17 protein-coding genes are annotated in these 20,602 nt (G+C 75.1%); 5 read left to right on the forward strand and 12 right to left on the reverse strand.

Annotated elements, in window-relative coordinates:
* Nucleotides 1-73 precede the first annotated feature (73 nt).
* The 3 genes from QRT05_RS11635 to QRT05_RS11645 are packed head-to-tail and all read left to right on the forward strand — an operon-like array spanning nt 74 to nt 1,837.
* Entirely contained in the window at nt 74-652 is a 579-nt protein-coding gene (locus QRT05_RS11635) for a hypothetical protein (RefSeq protein WP_289447440.1), read from the forward strand.
* Entirely contained in the window at nt 649-1,380 is a 732-nt protein-coding gene (locus tag QRT05_RS11640) for a S1 family peptidase (protein ID WP_289447441.1), read from the forward strand. The genes QRT05_RS11635 and QRT05_RS11640 overlap by 4 nt, the downstream gene beginning before the upstream one ends.
* Before the next feature lie 25 nt (nt 1,381-1,405).
* Nucleotides 1,406-1,837 carry a spore germination protein GerW family protein gene (locus QRT05_RS11645; protein WP_289447442.1) on the forward strand — a complete coding sequence of 144 codons (432 nt, stop codon included), beginning with the start codon at nt 1,406-1,408 and terminating at the stop codon, nt 1,835-1,837.
* A 20-nt stretch (nt 1,838-1,857) separates the two neighbouring features.
* Here QRT05_RS11645 and QRT05_RS11650 read toward each other — a convergent pair whose 3' ends face one another.
* The 5 genes from QRT05_RS11650 to QRT05_RS11670 form a co-directional block, all read right to left on the reverse strand.
* A complete protein-coding gene (locus QRT05_RS11650) occupies nt 1,858-2,586 on the reverse strand; it encodes an SseB family protein (RefSeq protein ID WP_289447443.1) in 729 nt (242 codons plus the stop codon).
* Nucleotides 2,587-2,588: 2 nt separating this feature from the next.
* Nucleotides 2,589-3,374 (reverse strand): bifunctional 1-(5-phosphoribosyl)-5-((5-phosphoribosylamino)methylideneamino)imidazole-4-carboxamide isomerase/phosphoribosylanthranilate isomerase PriA, encoded by a 786-nt coding sequence (gene priA, locus QRT05_RS11655; RefSeq protein WP_289447444.1) that lies wholly within the window; start codon nt 3,372-3,374, stop codon nt 2,589-2,591.
* Between the two features lie 35 nt (nt 3,375-3,409).
* The gene (hisH, locus tag QRT05_RS11660) at nt 3,410-4,060 is read right to left on the reverse strand and encodes an imidazole glycerol phosphate synthase subunit HisH (RefSeq protein ID WP_289447445.1); all 651 of its coding nucleotides are present in this window, start codon (nt 4,058-4,060) and stop codon (nt 3,410-3,412) included.
* An 81-nt stretch (nt 4,061-4,141) separates the two neighbouring features.
* A complete protein-coding gene (locus QRT05_RS11665) occupies nt 4,142-5,323 on the reverse strand; it encodes a DUF6716 putative glycosyltransferase (protein ID WP_289447446.1) in 1,182 nt (393 codons plus the stop codon).
* Nucleotides 5,320-8,196, reverse strand: coding sequence for a glycosyltransferase (locus QRT05_RS11670; protein ID WP_289447447.1), 2,877 nt, complete (start codon nt 8,194-8,196; stop codon nt 5,320-5,322). The genes QRT05_RS11665 and QRT05_RS11670 overlap by 4 nt, the downstream gene beginning before the upstream one ends.
* Nucleotides 8,197-8,439: 243 nt before the next feature.
* Between QRT05_RS11670 and QRT05_RS11675 the strand changes: the two genes are divergently transcribed.
* Together QRT05_RS11675 and QRT05_RS11680 are read left to right on the forward strand one after the other, a co-directional pair.
* Nucleotides 8,440-9,885, forward strand: coding sequence for a glycosyltransferase family 29 protein (locus QRT05_RS11675; protein ID WP_289447448.1), 1,446 nt, complete (start codon nt 8,440-8,442; stop codon nt 9,883-9,885).
* Nucleotides 9,882-12,218 carry a glycosyltransferase gene (locus QRT05_RS11680; protein WP_289447449.1) on the forward strand — a complete coding sequence of 779 codons (2,337 nt, stop codon included), beginning with the start codon at nt 9,882-9,884 and terminating at the stop codon, nt 12,216-12,218. The genes QRT05_RS11675 and QRT05_RS11680 overlap by 4 nt, the downstream gene beginning before the upstream one ends.
* A gap of 110 nt (nt 12,219-12,328) precedes the next feature.
* Here the strand turns inward: QRT05_RS11680 and QRT05_RS11685 are convergent, their stop codons facing one another.
* The 7 genes from QRT05_RS11685 to hisD form a co-directional block, all read right to left on the reverse strand.
* A complete protein-coding gene (locus QRT05_RS11685) occupies nt 12,329-12,811 on the reverse strand; it encodes a hypothetical protein (RefSeq protein ID WP_289447450.1) in 483 nt (160 codons plus the stop codon).
* On the reverse strand, nt 12,811-13,422 hold the full coding sequence (hisB, locus tag QRT05_RS11690; protein WP_289447451.1) for an imidazoleglycerol-phosphate dehydratase HisB: 612 nt from the start codon (nt 13,420-13,422) through the stop codon (nt 12,811-12,813). The genes QRT05_RS11685 and hisB overlap by 1 nt, the downstream gene beginning before the upstream one ends.
* Nucleotides 13,419-14,534, reverse strand: a complete 1,116-nt coding sequence (locus QRT05_RS11695) for a histidinol-phosphate transaminase (protein WP_289447452.1) — start codon at nt 14,532-14,534, stop codon at nt 13,419-13,421. The genes hisB and QRT05_RS11695 overlap by 4 nt, the downstream gene beginning before the upstream one ends.
* Before the next feature lie 34 nt (nt 14,535-14,568).
* The gene (locus QRT05_RS11700) at nt 14,569-15,552 is read right to left on the reverse strand and encodes an NAD-dependent epimerase/dehydratase family protein (protein WP_289447848.1); all 984 of its coding nucleotides are present in this window, start codon (nt 15,550-15,552) and stop codon (nt 14,569-14,571) included.
* Nucleotides 15,553-15,557: 5 nt separating this feature from the next.
* Nucleotides 15,558-18,134: an alpha/beta fold hydrolase gene (locus QRT05_RS11705; protein ID WP_289447453.1), complete on the reverse strand. Its 2,577-nt coding sequence runs from the start codon at nt 18,132-18,134 to the stop codon at nt 15,558-15,560.
* Nucleotides 18,131-19,153, reverse strand: a complete 1,023-nt coding sequence (locus tag QRT05_RS11710; protein WP_289447454.1) for a 3-oxoacyl-ACP synthase III — start codon at nt 19,151-19,153, stop codon at nt 18,131-18,133. Before QRT05_RS11710 ends, QRT05_RS11705 begins: the two co-directional genes overlap by 4 nt.
* A gap of 91 nt (nt 19,154-19,244) precedes the next feature.
* On the reverse strand, nt 19,245-20,567 hold the full coding sequence (hisD, locus tag QRT05_RS11715; RefSeq protein WP_289447455.1) for a histidinol dehydrogenase: 1,323 nt from the start codon (nt 20,565-20,567) through the stop codon (nt 19,245-19,247).
* Nucleotides 20,568-20,602 lie beyond the last annotated feature (35 nt).

Here is a 20,602-nt window from a genome sequence, read left to right on the forward strand (position 1 = left end):
CACCGGCCCACGGGGCTGCCTCGACGTGATTTCCGTCGCTCCGCTCCGGCGGCCGCCGCCCTATCCTGGGCGGGTGCTGTCCCCGGAGGAGTCCGTCGACGGCGGCACCCCGCCGCCCCCGGCTCCGGCGCCCGGACGCCGGCGAGCACCGGTCGCGATCCTGGCGCTGCTGCTCGTCGCGGTGACGGCCGTCGGCGGCGTGCTGGTGGCGCGCCTGCACGAGCGGGTCGGCCAGTGGCAGTCGTCGAGCACCCGCTGGGAGGCGCTCGCGACCGACGCCGGCCGCAGCGCCGGAGCCGCGCGTGCGGAGCTGGCCCGGCGCGAGGCGGACCTGGCCGCGACCGAGAGGCAGCTGAGCACCGCCACGGCACGGATCTCCGCACTGGCGGACGAGAAGGCCCGGCTGGCAGACGACGACGCGAGCCGCAGGCAGCTCGTGGCCTACCAGGAGCGCGTGCAGGACGCCGCGTCGCGGGTGACCGCCGCGCTCGGCCGGTGCGTCGCGCGCCAGGAGCAGCTCATCACGTACCTGAGCGACGCGCGGGCGTACGCCGCCGACGACCTCGAGCGGTACCGCGGCGACGTCGAGACGGTGTGCAGCGCCGCGACGGACGCGAGCGACGCGTTGCAGCGCGCCCTGGACGCGGGGTGAGGGCCTGTGAGGCGGCGGTGAGGGCGGCGCTGCTCGGCGGTGCCCTCGTCGTCCTGGTCGCGGGGTGCGGCGTGGTCCCCGGCGCGCCCGCGCCCGTGCCCACGTCGGTGGTGCCGCCCCTGGCCTCTCCGTCGATGGCGGCGGCGCGCTCGGGCGACGGGTTCGACGACGAGCAGCGGATCGCCCTGCGGCTGCGTGCGGTGAGCTGCGACGGCCTCGCCACGGGGTCGGGCTTCGCCGTCGACGCGCACACGCTCGTCACGGCGCGGCACGTCGTCGACGACGCCACGTCCGTGCAGCTGAGCACGTACGACGGGCACGACGCGCTGGCCACGAGCGTGCGGGTGGCGGCGGCGGCCGACCTCGCCGTGGTCCGCACCCGGGACGCGCTGCCCGCGGCGTCCGCGCTCGCCGCCGACGACCCGGAGGTGGGCGACGACGTGACCGTCGTCGGCTACCCGTTGGGCCGGGCCCTCGACGTCACCACGGGGCACGTCACGGCGGTGCTGGACGACCCGCTGGACGAGAACACCGGGGTGGTGATGATCGCCGACGCGACCGTCGAGCCCGGCTCGTCGGGCTCACCGGTGCTGGACGACGAGGGTCACGTGGCGGGCGTCGTCTATGCCAAGGGGCGATACGGCTCCACGTACTTCGTGCCTGTGAGCACGTTGCGGTCCATGCTGGACGACGACGACGCGTTCGTCCCCGCGCCCGGTTGCAGCTGACGTCAGATCACCCTCGGAGGACATGATGAGCGAGACCCCACGCTTCGACGCCGCCCACCTGACCAACGCCGTGAGCGACACCGTGACGGTGCGCCGCGTGTTCGGCGAGGCGTACGAGTCGCACGGATCGACCGTGATCCCCGTCGCCCGTGTCTGGGCGGCCACCGGCATGGGCATGGGCGACGGCGAGGGCGGCCTGCCCACCTTCCGGCCCGCCTCGGAGGACGGCGGCGTGGGCGGTGGCACGGGCAACGGGCACGGCGGCGGTGGCGGGTACGGCGTGCACGTCAAGGCCGTCGGCGTCTACGTGGTCGACGACGAGGGCGTGCGGTGGCAGCCCTCTCTCGACGTGAACCGGGTGATCCTGGGCGGCCAGGCGGTGGGCGCAGCCGTGCTGTCGGCCCTCGCCCTCGCCTGGGCGGTGCGCGGCATCGCGTCCCAGTTCGGACGCCGCTGAGGCGCCGAGCCTCGGAAGGCTCAGGCGGCGCGCAGGCGCAGCTCGAGCGCGTCCACCCGGGTCGCGACGGTCTCGTCGGCCGCGAGCGCGGCGTTCACGCGCGCGAGCACCTCGTCGAGCCCCGCCCGGTCGAGCCCCGCCTCGAGCATGACCACGACCGCGACCTCGGCACGCGTGCCCGGGACCGCGTCCGCCGCGACGACCGCGGGGACCGGCGCGAGCGCCGCCGCGACGGCCGCGCGGACGTCGCCGTCCACCTCGTCACCGAGCACCGCCGGGCGCCACGCCTGCCCCTGCGCGAGAGCCCAGACCGCCGGGCGCGGGACGAGCACCGTGACCGGTCCGCCCGGGTCGACGACCATGACCTCCCAGCCCTCCTGGACCGCCGAGAGCGCCGCGCGGGCCACGTCCGAGGGCACCGGCCGGGCCTCGGTGCGCCACCGGGCGAGGCTGTCCACCGACGTGAACACCGGCAGGGCCGTCCGTCCGTCGGGCGCCTGCAGCGCGACGATGCCCGCCGACGCCTCCTTGTCCACGGTGTGCTCGTGACCGTCGTGCACGACGACGTCGGCGGCCTCGAGCTCCGCGAGCACCGGGACGAGCACGCGCGTGCCCGCGAGCGCGGCGACGACCGCCGCCACCGTCCCGCTGCCGTCGGCGTACGCGCGCAGAGCCGCCGCCAGCGCGGGGTCCGCCGAGCCGTCGTCGCCCGCGAACGGGGACGTCGGCGGCAGCTCGCGCCCGGCCACGGTCAGGGCCTCCCGGCCACGTCCAGCGCCTCGGGGAGCGTGAACGCGCCCGCGTAGAGCGCCTTGCCGACGATCGTGCCCTCGACGCCGAGCGGCACCAGGCGGCGCAGCGCGCGCAGGTCGTCCAGGCTCGAGATGCCGCCCGAGGCCACCACGGGCGCGTCCGTGCGGGCGCAGACCTCGCGCAACAGGTCGACGTTCGGCCCGCGCAGCGTGCCGTCCTTCGTCACGTCGGTCACGACGTAGCGCGAGCAGCCGGCCTCCTCGAGGCGCGCGAGGACGTCCCACAGGTCGCCGCCGTCCTGGGTCCAGCCGCGCGCCGCGAGCGTGGTCCCGCGCACGTCCAGCCCGACCGCGACCTGCTCCCGGTGCGCCTCGATGACGCGCGCGGTCCAGTCCGGGTTCTCGAGCGCGGCCGTGCCGAGGTTGACGCGCGTCGCGCCCATGGCGATCGCCCGCTCGAGCGAGGCGTCGTCGCGGATGCCGCCCGAGAGCTCGATCTTCACGCCCTTCGCGGCCAGCTCGGCCGTGACCTCGGCCAGCAGACCCGCGTTGGACCCGCGCCCGAAGGCCGCGTCGAGGTCGACGAGGTGGATCCACTCGGCGCCGCCCGCGTGCCAGTCGAGCGCCGCGGCGAGCGGGTCGCCGTAGCCGGTCTCGGAGCCCGCCTCGCCCTGGACGAGGCGCACGGCCTGACCGTCCGCGACATCGACGGCGGGCAGGAGCTCGAGGCGGGGCTCGGTGGTGCCCGCGTCGGGCCTCGCGGGGGTGGTCGCAGGGGTGCTCACGGGATGGTGCTCCGTTCGGTTCGAAGAGGCGCTGCTCAGCGCAGGGACGTGACCCAGTTGGTCAGCAGCTGCGCGCCGGCGTCGCCGGACTTCTCGGGGTGGAACTGCGTCGCGGCCAGCGGGCCGTTCTCGACCGCGGCGACGAACGGGCCGCCGTGGTCGGACCAGGTGACGAGTGGCCGGTTGATGGGCGAGTCGCTCGGGATGTCGTCGCTCAGCGGGAAGGTCCGCGCGGCGTAGGAGTGCACGAAGTAGAAGCGTTCGTCGCCGATGCCGTCGAACAGCGCGGTCCCGGCCGGTGCGTCGACGGTCGCCCACCCCATGTGCGGGACCACGGGCGCCTCGAGCCGGTCCACGACACCGGGCCACTCCCCCAGGCCCTCGGCACGCTCGCCGTGCTCCACGCCCTCGGCGAACATGACCTGCATGCCGACGCAGATGCCGAGCACCGGACGGCCGCCGGCGAGCCGCCGGTCGATCACCTGGTCGCCGTCGACCCCGCGCAGACCCGCCATGACGGCGGCGAACGCCCCGACACCGGGGACCACGAGGCCGTCCGCCTCGACCGCGGCCTTCTTGCTCGCGGTCAGCTCGACCTGCGCCCCCACCCGTTCGAGCGCACGGACCGCGGAGCGGACGTTGCCGAATCCGTAGTCGAGGACGACGACGCGCGCGGGGGTGCTCACCCGATCCAGGTTACCGGCGGCGCCGGCACCGGCCCGCCGGGTCCCGTGGTGCGAGACGGCGCTCGTCGGCGCGGGAGCCGCTCAGTGCGCGCGCGGCGCACGCCGAACGCCGGGTCGGCGGCTGCGCGTCCCGACCGACAGCGCGGGCAGCGCGAGGCGCGCGTAGCGCCGCACCTGCGCGCGCCGACCGCCGACCGCGGGGCCGGGCCGCAGGCGCTCGGCGGGCGCGATCGCAGCGAGCACGCCGGGGAGCTCGTCGGGCTCGGCGTGCAGGTAGTTGTCGTCGAGCCACCCGGGGTCCGCCGCGGAGAAGCGTCCGGCCTCGAGGTCCCGCAGCGTGCCGAGCAGCCCGCTGTCCTGGTACACCGTGGTGAGGTTCTCGTCGCCCACCCCGAAGTCGGCCAGCACGAGTGCGCGCAGACCCACCGCGAGCGCCTCGAGCACGGCAGTGGAGCTCACGGTCACGAGCGCGGTCCCCGGCGTGAGGTGCGGGGCGAGGGGCCCGGTCACGAGCTTCACGGGGGCGTCCGGCGCGAGCGCGCGCCACAGCGTGTCGTACGGGTGGGGCTCGTCGTGCGTCTGCGCCTGGCCCGCCTCCGCGCGAAGCTTGACCAGCACGTCCAGGTCGGGACGGCTGCGCGCGAGGGCGGCGAGCGAGCGCAGCACGGCGATGCGCTCGGCCGGGGTGACGGGGAACTTGGCCTGCGGCGCGAACACGACGCGCCGGAGCGGGCCGGGGTCCGGCGACGGTCGCGCCCCGGCCTGCCCGTGCAGGAAGGGCAGCCGGTTCACCGCCCAGACGGGGGCCACACCCGCCGACCGGGCGGCGACGGCGAACCGGGCGCGCTCGTGCCGCGAGTGCACGACGAAGACGTCCGCACCGGCCCGGAACCGCAGGGCACGTTCCGTCGCGGGGATCGACATGCCGGGCAGCCCGGTGACGACGACCGGGCGGTACGGAAGCGCGGCGACCGCGCGGATGACGACCTCCGCCGCAGGCCCGGTGGTCGCGACCAGCACGACGTCCGGACGCGTCCTGCGCAGCCTGGCCGCGAGGCCCAGCACGGAGTGGTCGTCGAGCACCCCGCCCGCCCACGAGGTGCCCGCGAGCGCCGCGGTCGTCTGCCGGTCGTCGGGACGCACGGGCGTGCGCAGCACGACGAGCTCGCGCCGCGGGATCCCGTCGAGGCGGTCCAGGGTCGCGGCCGCCCACTTGAGGTAGGAGTCGGAGTCCGCGACCGCGAGGACGGAGGCCGGCGTCACGGCGTCAGCGCCCGGCTGGCGACGGCCGACCCCACCGGGAGAGGCTCGAGGACCGCGGCTGCGAGGTCCAGCATCCACAGGTGCTCGGGGTTCGCGTGCGCGCGCAGCCCGTCGAGCACCTCGTCGGGGAAGCGCAGCGCCGGGACCGCGGTGAGCTCGTCGAGGTAGAACAAGCACGACGACGTCGCCCCGACGGCGAAGGCGGGCGGCGCATCGGCCCGCAGCAGCACCTCCACCGGGAGCAGCGGCTCGTCGTCCCAGACGACGACGCCCGGGTGACCGTCCCAGCGCTCGCCCCACGTTCGCTCGCTCGCCCGCGGGTGCGGCCGGACCACGACGCGCAGGCCCTGCGCGAGGAGCGCGGCGATGACCGTGTCGTTCGCCTCCCGCTCCGCCGCCTGGACCGCGTCGCGGGGCCGCAGGTGGTCGACGAAGTTCTGGGCGACCAGCAGCACCTCGTCGGGGGCGAACGCCCGCCCGCGGGCCTCGAACAGGCGCGCGAAGTGAGCGTGGTCGACCCCGTAGGCGCCCACGCGCACGGCTGGGAAGTCGATGCGGGGCACGTCGGCGCGGTAGTGCTGCGGCACCGGCACGCGTCGCAGCAGCAGGTCCACGCTCGACAGCGCGCGGATGTGCGCCGCCTCGGCGCAGTCCTTGCTGGCGACGCGATCCGCCTGCCCGCTGTCGTGCAGCTTGATCGACTTGGGCACGTAGGAGCCCAGCCCGTCCTCGAACACGTGCACCGGGGTGTCGCCGAGCACCTCGAGCAGGAGCTTGTGGAACCGGGCGGACAGGTAGCCCGTGACGAGCACCCGGTCGGGCAGCGACGGGCCCCACGCGTCCCGCAGCCGCCCGGCGAGCACCTGGACGGCGCGCACGCTCGGGGGTGCGGCGTAGATCTCGCGGACGGCGGCGGTCACGTCGACGACGCGCTCGAACCGCTCCGTGCGCCGGCACAGCCGGACCAGCCCCTCGGCGAAGCCTGCGGCACCGTTCGTCGAGTGCACGAGCGCGACAAGGCGCGCATCCGGCTGGGACTCGCCGAAGGTCGCATCCCACAGCGACAGCGCGGCCATGAGCTGCATCGGGCTGTTGAGCACGAACGCGACCAACGGGCCCCGCGGCTCCGCGCCCTGCGGCTCAGGATCCTGGTGGTGGGGCGCGGCGGTGCCGGCGAGGCCCGGGGCGGGGCGTCGGCGGTGCAGGGCGCCGAGCCGCCGTCGCGCCCGTGCCACGAGGCCCGGGGCAGGCTCCGGGCCGGCCGTGTCCGCCAGCCTCTCGGCCTCGGCGGCGGCCAGGGTGCGTGCCCGGGCGCGGCGCCGTGCCTCGGTGCGGATGTGCTCGGCGTACGCGACCTGGTGAGCCGGGCCGCCGACGATCGCCAGCACCTGACCGGACGGGACGGCGGCAGCCGCGGGCTCCCCCGGCGTGCAGACCAGCGAGAGGGCGGGCGCGGAGATCTCCGCGACCGAGAGCCCGGCGCGCGCGAGCGGGGCGGCGAGGGCGAGAGCGCCGGCCAGGTCGCCGTCCGTCCGCACCTCGACGCGCGCGAGGGGCGCCGTCCGGCTCCAGGCGTCGACGAGGGCGCGCCAGCGGGAGTCGGACGCGTCGCGAGCGACGTCGGCCCGGACGTCGAGGCCGTCGTCGGTCGTCCGCGTCGTGACCTCCACGCCCGCGCCGCCCACGCTCCCGACCGACGAGGTCAGACCCGCCGCGTCGGCCATGGCGTGCAGCGCGTCGCCGAAGCGCCGGGCGAAGCGCTCGTTCGAGAACTCCGCCCAGTAGCGCCGCTCACCCGCGGCCGCGAGCTCTGCGGCGGCCGCGGGGTCGTCGGCGACCTGCTCGATGCGCGCGACGAGCGCGTCGACGTCGACGGGCTCGAAGAGCAGCGCGGAGCGCTCATCGACGACCTCGGGCACGCCGCCGACCGGCGTGGCCACCACAGGCGTGCCCAGCTGCATGGCCTCGAGCAGCACGAGGGGCATCGCCTCGGTGTGCGAGGCCAGGACCAGCGCGTCGGCGGCCGCGATGTGCTCCAGCGCCCGGTTCTTGGGCACCTCGCCCACGACGGTGACCACGTCCTGCAGCGCGTGCTCCGCGACGTACCTCTCGAGCTCCTCGCCGTAGTCGTGCTCCCTCACGCGGCCCACGATCGTCAGGTGCACCGCCAGGTCGCGCCGCGAGGCCCTCAACCTGCGGACGGCCTCGACGACCTCGAGCTGGCCCTTGAGGCGCTGCACCGTCCCGACCATGACGAGGTGGAGCGCACCCGCCGGGAGCCCGAGGGCGCGCGCGAGGTCCGTCCGCTCGACGTCCCGGAACCGCTCGGTGATGTGGGCCTCCTCCGCGCACGTGTTGGGCACCACGAGCAGCGGCGCGTCGTGCAGGCCCGCGTACTCGACCCACAGGTCACGGCTGCGCTGCGAGACGAACACGAAGCCGTCCTGGGCGGCCATGAGGACATCGCGAACGTGCGCCCGGTTCCACACGTCGGTCGCGTAGAAGTCGAAGGCCGCAGGCTCCTCGTGCATGATCGCGACCTTGTGCGCCCCGCGGTGCTCCGGCAGATAACCGTCCCGCAGGTGCCAGACGAAGGAGCCCATGCCGTTGACGAGGTGCAGGCGCGGGTCACGCCGGCGGTACTCGGCCAGCTGGGTCGTGTACGCCAGGCCGTCGCCCGGGTAGGTCGCGGGCATGCCGTTGCCGAGCACGAGGGTCGCGTACGGCGACCGTGCCATGACACGGAGGTAGGCACGGTCGGTGAAGGCGATCCCCGTGTCGCGCTTGCCCACGTACTTGGTGAGGTAGGCGATGTCGTACGTGTCGTCGACCGCTGGTCCGTCGACGAGCAGAGGCGGGGCAGATGGGTACATCGGTCCTTCACTCACGTGCGTCCGGCGCCTCGCGGCACCGCTCTCCCCACGGAGGATGCCCTCGTCGACGACGGGCGCACCACCGCCGCACGCTCGCGACAATCCAATGTTCACCTCGCGTTCCGCCAGGCGTCAGGCCCGGCATCCGGACGACCCCGTGGCGTCACCTCGCCCTCCTAAGGTCCGACGGGAACGCCCAGGACGTCCGGTCCGGGCCTCGTCCGACCACCGGGAGGAAGACGCGTGAACACGGTTCGGCACCGCACACGGCGGGCCGTCAAGCGGATCGGCACCGCGGCGGCCGTGAGCGCCGCGCCGTCGCTGCGGCTGAACCGGCGGTACGCGGACGTGGCCGCCGATGTCGCGACGACCGCGTCGGGCCTCTCGGCGAGCTCGCAGTGGCAGCGCATCGCCCTCACCCAGGCGGTGCTGACGCACGCGCAGGCACTGGCCGAGCTGCGGCGCAACGCCATGCGGTCCCTGGCCGTCGAGTCCGGCATCAAGCCCTGGCACGCGGCCTGGCCGTCGCTGTTCACCTCGCTGCTGGACGTGGCCCGCCGCGCGGAGTCGGCCGGCGAGACCGACCTGGCGGTCGAGGTCTACCGGCTGCTGGCCGACTCGCGCCCCGCTTCCCAGGGCAGCTGGCGCGGCTTGGCGACGTCGCTCGACGCACGCGGCGACTACGCCGGCGCGCGCGCCGCCTCCGACCGGTACTGCGCGCTGACCGGTCGGCGCGTGCCGCTCCCGCACGACGGCGCCGCGGGGATGGAGAGCGGCGCGGCCGCCGGCGAGCTGGACGCCGCACTCGCCGCGTTGTCCGGCGGCGTGCGCGCCGACGACGCGGTCGACGCGTGGGTCGAGGCCGAGCGGGTCTCCGCGGTCGGCGGTGACCCGCTGCCCACCTTCGCCGCCGCCCTGGCCGCGACGCGTCGGGACGGATCCGGGTTCGGTGCGGGCTACGACGCGCTCGTGGCTCGGACGGTCGCCTCGGGCGAGTCGGCGGCGACGTTGGCCCCGCTGGTCACGGCCGTCAACCGCGCCCGCCGTCCCGCCGCCGGCGGACGACTGACCGCCGACGACGCGGCCGCACTCCAGACGCTCGACATGTCGGGACTGCGCGGCTACCTCGCCGGGCGCTCCGTCTGCCTCGTGGCCAACTCCGCCCGGCTGCTCGAGCACGACGCCGGCCCGCTCATCGACTCCTACGACGTGGTGGTGCGGTTCAACTCGTTCGCGATCGACGCCCCGCACACGGGCACCAAGACCGACGTGCACGCCACGATCCACCTGCACAGCTTCAACTGGTCCCACCCCGTGGACGTGCGCCTCGTCTTCAGCGGCAAGCGCGACCTGTGGCGCACGTCCGTGCTGGACCACGTGCAGCCCGGGGCGCAGACCTACCTGGGCGACGAGTCGCTGCGCTGGCCGGCGCTGAACCTGTTCACGCCCACCGAGCGCGCGGACTTCAAGGTGCCCACCACAGGCTTCAACACGCTGCGCCTCATCGACTTCCTCGACGTCAGCACGGCGATCGACCTCGTCGGCTTCGACTTCTACGACGGCGGCGCCTACCGCGTGCCGGAGGCGATGCACCTGCCCGTCGCCGCCGCGCACAGCTACGAGAACGAACGGCGCTGGGTCATGGACCGCGCCGTCGCGACCACCGACATCACGATCAGCCTGAGGTGAGCACCCCCGTGACCGGCCCCACGCACGACCGCGCGTTCGTCGCCTTCGTCGACGACAACTACTTCCCCGGCTTCGTCGTGCTGCTCAAGAGCCTGACGCTGACGAACCCCGACGTCGCCGCCGACGTCGTCGTGCTGCACGACGGGCTGGCACCGGCCAACGTCTCGCGCGCGATGTCCCTGCGGCCGGACCTGCGCTTCGTGCGCGTGGACGCCGCGCGCTACGAGCGGTACACCAAGGGCTCGGCGGCGAACTACCTGTACACGAAGGCGTACTACATCCTCGACGCCTTCCGCCTGCAGGGGTACCGCACGATCGTCACCCTCGACACCGACATGGTGGTGCTCGACCGGATCGACGACCTGCTCACGCTGGGTGTCCCGTTCGCTGCGGTGCCGCAGTTCTTCGACTCCGACGGCGGCCGCAAGCTCAACAGCGGCCTGCTCGTGTTCGACGACACCTACACCGACGGCACCTTCGCCGCGCGGCTCGACGCCATCGGGGAGAGCGGCGAGTACGAGCTCGAGCGCCACGACCAGGGGGTCATCACGGCGGCGCTCGACGGCGACTACCTGCACCTGCCGCGGCGCTACAACTGGGTCAAGCGGGCCACCCGCCGCGGCGGCGTCCCGCCGCAGGAGACCGCGATCCTGCACTTCACGGGCAAGTTCAAGCCGTGGGACGGCGGCGAGCACGGGTACGCCCGGCTCGAGGCGCTGTGGCACCAGTACGACATGAGCGACGCCGCGTTCCTGGCCGCGTGCGCGCGGCTGGCCGAGCAGGGCATGATCGCCGACCCGCTGGCCGCGACCTCGTACAAGGCCCGCGGCGGCGCGGTACCTGACGCGGAGGTGCGCGGAGCGACGGGAGTGCTGCGGCACGGCGCCCGGCTGCGCGCCGAGGGCGACTTCGCGGGGGCCGTGGCGCTGCTCGAGTCGCACGCGCTCGAGGTCGGGCAGGTGGACACGGCCTACGCGCTCGACCTCGCGACCTCGTACCGCGCGGTGTCACGCTACGACGACGCCGCCGTGCTGGCCGCGACCGCCCTCTCCTCGCACCGCGCCAGCGAGGCGCACCTCTCGCTCGCCGAGACCGCATGGGTGGTGCGCGACCTCGACGGTGCACGGGGGCACAGCCGCGCCGCGCTCGCGCTGGAGCCGCTGCGGCACAAGGCGCGCCTCGTGCACGCACGCGCGGCCCGGCCTGCGCCCGACGCGGAGGTGGTCGCCACCGCCGACCCGGCGGGCATCACGCTCTCGCACGCGGCGTTCTACGTCGACCCGCTCGGAAACTACGGCGACGTGCTGCTCCCCGCCGCGGTGCGCGAGGTGACCACGCACGTCCGGGGGGTCGCCGGATGGCACGGCGTGCACGTCCACCAGCTGTTCGACGACGCGGCGGTCGACGCCGTGAACCAGACCAGCGGACTGCTCGTCGGCGGGGGGGGCCTGTTCCTGCCCGACACCGCCCCCAACGGCAACTCCGGCTGGCAGTGGAACGTGCCCGACGCGAGCCTCGACCGGCTCACGGTCCCGCTCGCGCTGGTCGCGGTCGGGTACAACCTCTTCCCGGGCCAGGAGTTCCAGGGGTCGCGATTCCGCGACTCGCTGACGCGCGTGGTCGAGCGCGCCCAGTTCGTGGGCCTGCGGAATCGCGGATCCATCGAGAAGGTGCGCGCGCTCCTGCCGGCCGAGCTCGCCGAGCGGGTCTCCTACCTGCCCTGCCCCACGACGGTCCTGGGGCTGCTTCCCGGCACGGCCTACACCGACCCCGCGGACGACGCCGCGGAGCGGGACGTCGTGTACCTCAACGTGGCCTACGACCGCTCCGCACTGCGATTCAAGGACGAGTACGCCGCGTTCCTGGCGCAGATCGACGCGTTCGTCAGGGGGCTCGCAGGCGTGGCACGGGTGCGGATCGCCGCGCACACCATCCCCGACGAGCGGATCGCGGTCGACCTGTTCCGCGAGCACGGCACGCGTGTGGGCGTCGACAGCTTCTTCCGGCTCGGGATCGCCGAGACCACGCGCCTGTACCGCGAGGCGGCGCTCGTCGTGGGCATGCGGGGGCACGCCGGGATGATCCCGTTCGGGCTCGGGACCCCGATCGTCAGCCTGGTCTCCCACCCGAAGCTGCGGTACTTCCTCGAGGACATCGGCCGCCCCGAGTGGGGCGTCGACGTGTCCGAGCGCCACCTCGGCGCGCGCCTGGTCGAGCTCTCGACCGCCGTGCTCGACGACCAGGCCCGGTTCCGCGGCGAGGTGGCGGACGCACGGCAGGCGCTCTACGCGACGAGCGTCTCGGCGCTGAGGGCCTTCCTGGCGACGCTCTAGGCGCCGCGAGAAGCGCGGACCGAAAAAGGACGACGCCCGCACCAGGGGGCCAGTGCGGGCGTCGAGAGGCCCATCATCGCGGTCGCCGACCGGCGGCCGCAAGAGGTCGGTCAGCGCTTGCGCGCGGACGAGGCGAGCAGCCGCGTGGCCTTCCACCGGGACATGCCCACGCTGGTCACGACACCCTCGAGCTCGGCCGCCTGGACGGTGCCGAGCAGAAGGTCCTCGAGCACGCCGGGCGCGGTCGCGAGCAGCAGGCCCGAGGGCATCTCGTCGCCCTCCTCGCCGCCGGTCCAGCGCACCGCGCGCACGTTGCCCTCGCGCCGCTCGAGCAGGACGACGGGCGTGGTGCGCAGCAGCTTGGAGATCGCCGCCGCGCCCTCGGGCGCGCTCGCCGGCTCGCGCAGCACGGCGATCGCACCCGACGACGAGGGCACGACGTCGACCGCCACGCCCGCGAGCACGCACGCCGCGGCCAGCGGGGCCGGTACGGCGACCGGCGTGACGACCAGTGCGACCGACGGGTCCTCCGCGGCGGGTGCGAAGAGCGACGACAGGTCGTCGGGGACGACGACGTCGTCCTCGTCGGACATCAGAGCGCGCCCTTGGTGGACGGGATGCCGTCCACGCGCGGGTCGAGCGCCACGGCGAACCGCAGCGCGCGTGCGAGGGCCTTGAACTGCGCCTCGACGATGTGGTGCGGGTCGCGGCCCGCGAGCACCCGGACGTGGATGCTGAATGCGGCGTGGTGCGCGATCGACTCGAGGACGTGCCGCGTCAGCGCGCCCGTGAAGTGCCCCCCGATGAGGTGGTACTGCTGGCCGATCGGCTCGCCGGTGTGCACCAGGTACGGCCGGCCGGACACGTCGACGACCGCCTGGGCCAGAGCCTCGTCGAGCGGCACCGTCGCGTCGCCGAACCGCGAGATGCCCCGCTTGTCCCCGAGGGCCTCGCGCAGCGCCTCCCCGATGACGATGGCCACGTCCTCGACCGTGTGGTGCGCGTCGATGTGCGTGTCACCGCTGGCCTTGACGGTCAGGTCGATCAGCGAGTGCTTGCCGAGCGCGGTGAGCATGTGGTCGTAGAACGGCACCGTCGTCGAGATGTCCGTGCGACCCGTGCCGTCCAGGTCCAGCTCGACCAGCACGCTCGACTCGCTCGTCGCGCGCTCGATGCGGGCGACGCGCTTCTTCGTCGGGCTCATAGTGATGCGACCTCCACCAGGGCGTCCTTGAACGCCGCCGTCTCCTGGCGGGTGCCGACCGACACCCGCAACCAGCCCTGCGGCCCGACCTCCCGGATCAGGACCCCGCGGTCGAGCAGACCCTGCCAGATCGCGTGCCGGTCGTCGAACATGCCGAACAGCACGAAGTTCGCGTCGGACTCCGCGACCGTCAGCCCCTTGCCGCGGAGCCAGTCGACGAGCGCGTCCCGCTCGTCCCGCAACGAGCCCACCTGCGCCATGAGCTCTGCGCTGTGCGCCAGCGCCGCCCGCGCGACCGCCTGCGTCACCGCCGACAGGTGGTACGGCAGCCGCACCACCCGGAGCGCGTCCACGAGCTGGGTCGCCGCGGCGAGGTAGCCCACGCGCGCGCCGGCCAGGCCGAACGCCTTGGACATGGTGCGGCTCACCGCCAGGTGCGGGTGCTCGGCCAGCAGCTCGAGCGCGCTCGGCACGCCGCGGCGGCGAAACTCGCCGTAGGCCTCGTCGACCACGACGACGCAGCCGCCGGGCACCTGTGCCGCCGCGTCCAGCACCGCGACCACCGTCGCCGCCGGCAGCGCCGTGCCCGTGGGGTTGTTGGGGCTCGCCAGCAGCACCACCGACGGAGCGTGCTCTGCGATCGCGGCGCGCGCGACGTCGGGATCCAGGCTGAAGTCGTCCTCGCGCCGGCCGGCGACCCAGGAGGTGGAGGTGTCGCGCGCGTACTCGGGGTACATCGAGTAGGTCGGCGCGAACGACAACGCCGTGCGCCCCGGCCCGCCGAAGGCCTGCAGCACGTGCAGCATGATCTCGTTCGAGCCGTTGGCCGCCCACACCTGGCCCGGGTCCAGCCGGACGCCCGACTCGGTGGCCAGGTAGTCCGCCAGGTCGGCACGCAGCGCCTCGAAGTCCCGGTCGGGGTAGCGGTTCAGCCCCCGGGCGGCCCGGGCCACCGCGGCGGCGATGTCGGCCACCACCTGATCCGACGGCGCGTACGGGTTCTCGTTGACGTTGAGCAGGTGCGGGACGTCGAGCTGCGGGGCCCCGTAGGGCTCGAGCCCGACGAGCTCCGGCCGCAGCGGCAGCGCGGGGCGGGCGAGGTCGGCGGTCACGGGTTCGAGTCTAGGGACGCACGGCCGGCGCCGTTCAGCCGTCCACACCGGCACCCGTGAGCGCCGCGTGCTCCGCCAGACGCGCCAGGCCGTCGTCGATCGTGACGCGCGGTGCCCATCCGAGCGCCTCGCGCGTGCGGCGCTGGTCGAACCAGTGCGCGGTGGACAGCTGCTCGGCCACGAAGCGCGTCAGCGGCGGCTCGCCGGGCAGCGGCAGACGAGCCCAGGCCGCGTCGAGGCTCGCGCCGGCGAACCGCGCGAGCGCGGCGGGCACGCGCCTGCTCGGCACCGGGACGCCGCTCGCCCGGCAGATCGCGGCGACGAGCTCGAGCACCGGGCGCGGCTCGCCGTTGGTCACCACATAGGCCTGGCCGTACGACGCGTCGGGCGCGTCGAGAGCCGCGACCAGGGCGTCCACCGCGTTGTCCACGTACGTCGTGTCGATCAGCGGCGCCCCGGTGCCCAGCACGGGGAGCCGACCCGAGCGCGCCCGGTCGACGATGCGCCCGACCAGCTGCGTGTCGCCCGGACCCCACACGACGTGCGGGCGGATCGCGACGACGCGGAACCCCGGCTGGTCGGCATCCAGCGCCAGCAGCTCGGCCGCGGCCTTGGTGCGGGCGTACGGCCCCCGCGCACGCGACGGCTCGGCCCGGCCCGCTCCGGCGCCCACCAGGGAGCCGCCCGTGTGGGCCACCGACGGCGACGACACGACCACGACGCGGCGGACGCCCGCCCCGCGCGCCGCGTCGAGCACGGTGCGCGTTCCCCCCACGTTGACCGCGCGGTACTCGGCCTCGGGTCCCACGATGTCGACCTTCGCCGCGAGGTGCAGCACCGCATCCGCTCCCGCGACCGCGCGCGCGACGGCGCGCTCGTCGGTCACCGAACTGCGCTCGTCCTGCGCGCCCTCGACGCCGGAGGGCCGCCGCTGCAGGGTGCGCACGCACCAGCCGTCGGCCACCAAGCGGGTCGCGGTGGCGGCGCCGAGCATCCCGCTCGCGCCCGTCACCAGCACCGTCCTCACAGCGCGGCCCGCCGCCCCGACAGCACCGCCGCCGCCCACTGGGCCAGGTGCGTGCGGTCGATCTTGGAGTTGTGGCGCAGGTCGGTGGGCAGGCCGGGCACGACGAGCACCGCCGCGACCGGCACCGGCAGCCCGGCCAGTGCGGCGCGCACGCCGGCGGCGAGCTCCGGCTCGGCAAGCCCGGCGGGCGCCTTGCCCTCGGGCTCCACGACCACCACCACCTGCGCCGTGCCGCGAGGCCCGACGCCGACGAGCGCCGCGCGTGCCACGCCGGGGACGGCGTCCACCAGCCGCTCGGGTGCCACGGGCGTGATGACGCCGCGGTCGGTCGCCACGACGTGCGCGAGCCGGCCCTCGACCCACAGCCGTCCGGCCTCGTCGATGCGGCCGACGTCGCCGGTCCGGTGCCATCCCGCGTCCCGCGCCGAGGCGTGCTGCGTGAACCAGAGGCGGTCGTACCGCGCCTTGAGATGCGGCCCGGCGACGAGGATCTCCCCCAGCACGCCCGCATCCGAGGCCGGCGCGCCGACCGCCCGCCCCTCGTCGTCGAGCGCGCTGATCGCGACGCGGGCCCCGGCGGCCGGCACCCCGACGCACACGCCCGGGCCGTCGCCGGCAGCCACGATCTGCGACAGCTCGATGTCGGTGACCGGCAGCATCTCCGTCATGCCGTACGGCGTGTGCAACCGCGCGCCGGGCAGCAGGTCGCGCACGGACTGCAGCAGCTCCGCCGGGACCGGCGCCCCGGCCGAGAGCAGCGTCTCGACCCGGGCGAGACAGGCGCGGTCGTCGTCGGACGCCTCGTGCTGGGTCGCCAGGATCCCCGCGAGCGCGGCCGGCGACGCGAACACGACCGCGCCGTCCACCGCGCGGACCGCCGCAGCGAGCGCCGCCGCCGTCAGGGTGCGGGGTGCGGTGACGTCCATGTCGGGGCTCGCGCTCGTGGCACCGAGCGCGGGGCCCAGCAACGCGAACGGTGCGAAGGCCGCGACGAACGGTCGCTCGGGCGAGATCGTGTACGTCGAGGCGACCGCGTCACGCATCGCCGCCAGCCCGCGGTGGGTGTAGACGACGCCCTTGGCCGGGCCCGTGGAGCCGGACGTGAACAGCACCGCCGCCTCGGCGTCCGGGTCGGGCCACGCCAGCGGGCTCGAGTCGGCGGCACCCCGCTCGGCGAGCTCCACCAGCGTCGCGCGCACCCCCACCGCGCGGGCCACGCGCCGGTTGACCGGCCCGGCCGCGACGAGCGTGGGGGCCCAGCGGAACGCCTTGGCCGCGAGCAGTGCCCGCTCGATGCCGATGACCGCGACCGGCTCCGCGGCCTTGACGGCGCGCGAGAGGGCAGCGACGCCCAGCCCGGCGTCAGCGAGCACGACGACGGCCCCCAGACGCAGGCACGCGTAGAGCACGGCGGTGAGGTCCGCGCCGGGCGGGACCAGGACGGCGACGCGGTCGCCCGGGGTCACGCCGATCGCCGCGAGCCCGCGGGCGAGCTCCTCGGTGCGTCGCGCCAGGGCCCGCCACGAGACCGTCCGGGACGTCTCGCGGTGCAGCTCGACGAGTGCCGGCGTGTCGTCACCGGCGCGCTCAGTCAGGGTGGCCCCGAGCAGGCGGACCGCCTCGCGCGGGACGGCGGGCGCGACGCTGGGCGGCCCACCCACGCGCTCGTCCAGCCAGTCCAGGACACCGGCGGCGACGTCCTCGTCCTCCGCGACGAGATGACCCGCGGTCGGGTACCGGTGGACGTCGGCGTGCGGAAGCCGGTCGCGCAGGTCGCGCAGGAACCGGTCGGAGAACACGGGGTCGCGGGCCCCCCAGGCCAGGAGGGCGGGGACGTCGAGCTCGCGCACGCGCGCGGCGATCCGCTCGAGCTCGGGCCGGCTCGGGTGGTCGGCCGTGGCGGGGATGTCCGCGACGAAGTCGCCCACCGCCGCGCGCCGCGCCGCCGTTCGGTACGGCGCGCGGAACGCCTCGCGGACGGGCGCGGTCAGCCGTGGGTGCGCGAGTGCGAGCGTCGTGTCGATGAAGCCCGTCGTCGAGACGGTGGCCGCGTGCCGCAGGCCGGGCACCATCGCGGGCCGCAGTGCCGCCGGCGGGTGCTCTCCCAGCGGCTGGTAGACCGCCGTGTTGAGCAGCACCACCCCCGCGAGCAGCTCGGGGTGGTCGACCGCCCAGCCGAGGCTGATCGAGCCGCCCCAGTCGTGCCCCGCGCTGACCACGGGGCCCTGCAGCCCCAGGGCGTCGGTCAGCTCGCCCAGCTCGCGGACCCGGTCCGCCAGCAGGTGCGTGCGACCGGTGCGCTCCGAGTAGCCCATGTCGAGTTGGTCGACCGCGATCACCCGCCACGGCCGCGTGGCCCGGGTGCCCGCTGCCACGAAGGTGCGCCACAGGTACGACCACGTGGGATTGCCGTGCACGCACAGCAGCGTCCCGACGGGCTCGGAGTGGAGCTGGGGTGCGTTGTCCAGCACGTGCCAGGCGCCCGAGCCGGTGCGGACCACGCGAGACCAGGCAGGGTCGAGCCCCGGCAGCCCGCTCGGCGCGAGCGTGGCCACCGTCGACGCAGGCGTCACCAGACGATCTCGGTCATCGCCGTGTTGAGGCCCGAGCCGACCCCCATGCAGACCACGCGGTCGCCGACGCTCAGCGAGTCGGCCTCGGCGGCCAGCGTCATGGGCAACGACGCGGGCCCGACGTTCCCCCAGCGCGGGAACGTGGCCGGGACCCGGCGGCGGTCCAACCCCAGGGCGTCGACGATCGAGGTGGTGTGCACGGTCGAGACCTGGTGGGTGATGAACCTGTCGGCCGTGTTCCAGTTCCAGCGCGGCTCGGCCTCGTTCCAGGCGTCGACCACGAGCTCCAGCCCACCGTCGAGCAGCCCCTGGGGGTCGGTGAACATGCCGTCCGGACCGCCGACGCACAGCGCGTGGTGCTGCGTCGCGGCCCGCGACACGCCGCCGAGCACGCGGTGCGCGCCCGGGTGCAGGCTCGCGGGCCCGAGCACGGCCGCCGCCGCGCCGGCCCCGAGGGTCAGCGTGGCGAACTCGCGCAGGAAGTCCTCGCGGGAGGAGTCCTGCAGCGAGAGGCGCCGGATGGTGGCCTCCTGCGTGGGCCTCGGGTCCTCGCCCGCGACGATCACGGCGTAGCGGATCTGCCCCGCGTCGATGAGCTGGGCGGCGAGCGTGAGGCCGTTGACGAAGCCGAGGCACGCGTTGGTGATGTCGAAGTTGAGTGCGCTCGACGGCAGGCCGAGCCCGTCGTGGATGCGGGAGGCTACCGAGGGCTCGAGGTGCGTGCGCGTCACGGACGTGTTGACGAGCAGGCCCACCTCGCCCGGGTCCACCCCGGACTCGGCCAGCGCCTTGGCCGCAGCCTGCGTCGCGGCGTCGTCGAACGTGGTGCCCTCGTCCCACCAGCGCCGCTCGGTCACGCCCGCCACGCGGCGCAGCAGCCCCTTGGGCAGGCGCAGCCTCTTGAGCGTGGCCGCGAGCTGCTCGTCGAACCGCTGCGACGGCATGACGACCGGCGCCTCCACGGCCGTCACCGCCAGCAGCGCGACGTCCCGGTGCTCGAACTTGGCATTACCTGTCACGGTCTGCGCCCACCTCTCGCGCTGCACGGGCGCGCTCGTCGTGCTCCTACTGTGCTCCCTGCGCGACGGTGCCGGCCAACGGGCCGCACCGTCAGAACCGCGCTCGTACCGCCTCGCCGTGTGCGGGAAGGCCCTCGGCCTCCGCCAGCGCGACGATCCGGTCGGCCACGTCGGCGAGCGCGTCGGCGTCGTACTCGACGACCTGCACGGCACGCAGGAACGAGTGGACGCCGAGCCCGCTGGTGAAGTGCGAGCAGCCGCCCGTGGGCAGCACGTGGTTCGAGCCGGCCATGTAGTCGCCCAGCGAGACGGGCGAGTACGGACCGACGAAGATCGCCCCGGCGCTCGTCACGCGCTCCGCGAGGTCGGCAGCGTCCGCGGCCTGGATCTCGAGGTGCTCGGCGCCGTAGGCGTTGACGACGTCCAGCCCGGCCTCGACGTCGTCCACGAGCACGATCGCCGACTGCGAGCCGCCCAGCGCCTGCGCCACCCGGCCCCGGTGGAACGTCGCGCCCGTGCGGTCGACGAGCTTGGCCTCGACCGCACCCGCGAGCTCCACGCTGGGAGTCACCAGGACGGCGGCCGCCAGCGGGTCGTGCTCGGCCTGCGAGACGAGGTCCGCGGCGAGGTGGTCGGGGTCGGCGGTCCCGTCCGCGAGGATCGCGATCTCGGTGGGTCCGGCCTCCGAGTCGATGCCCACCACGCCGCGCACCAGGCGCTTGGCCGCGGCGACGTACACGTTGCCCGGGCCGGTCACGACGTCGACGGGCTCGCACAGCGTCTCGCCGTCCTCGTCCTGGGAGCCCGCGGCGCCGTACGCGAACATCGCGACCGCCTGCGCTCCCCCGACCGCGTACACCTCGTCGACGCCCAGCAGCGCGCACGTGGCGAGCACGACGGCGTCGGGCAGGCCGTCGGCGTCCTTCTGCGGGGGCGAGGCGACGGCCAGCGACGCGACGCCCGCGGCCTGCGCCGCGACGACGTTCATGATCACGGACGACGGGTACACCGCCAGGCCGCCGGGCACGTAGAGGCCGACGCGTCGCACGGGCACCCACCGCTGGCGCACCTGGGCGCCCGGCGCCACCTCGACGGTGAAACCGGCCGGCACCTGGGCGCCGTGGACCCGGCGCACGCGGCGGATGGTCTCCTCGAGCGCCGCCCGCACCTGCGGGTCGAGCACCTCGACGGACGCGGCGATGGTGGCGGCCGGGACCCGCAAGTGCACGGGGCGCACACCGTCGAACCGCTCCGCGAGATCGCGCAGCGCCGCCGCGCCGCGGTCGCGCACGTCGGCCAGGATGGGCGCGACGACCTCGCCGGCGTGCTCGACGTCCACCTCGGCGCGAGGCAGCTCGGCGAGCAGCTCGCGTCGCGAGAGCGCGCGACCGCGCAGGTCGATGCGGGAGATCACCGCACGAGTCTATGCACCTGAACTGCACGTCGGCC

This window comes from Cellulomonas edaphi (genome assembly GCF_030362815.1).
Classification (GTDB): Bacteria; Actinomycetota; Actinomycetes; order Actinomycetales; family Cellulomonadaceae; genus Cellulomonas; species Cellulomonas edaphi.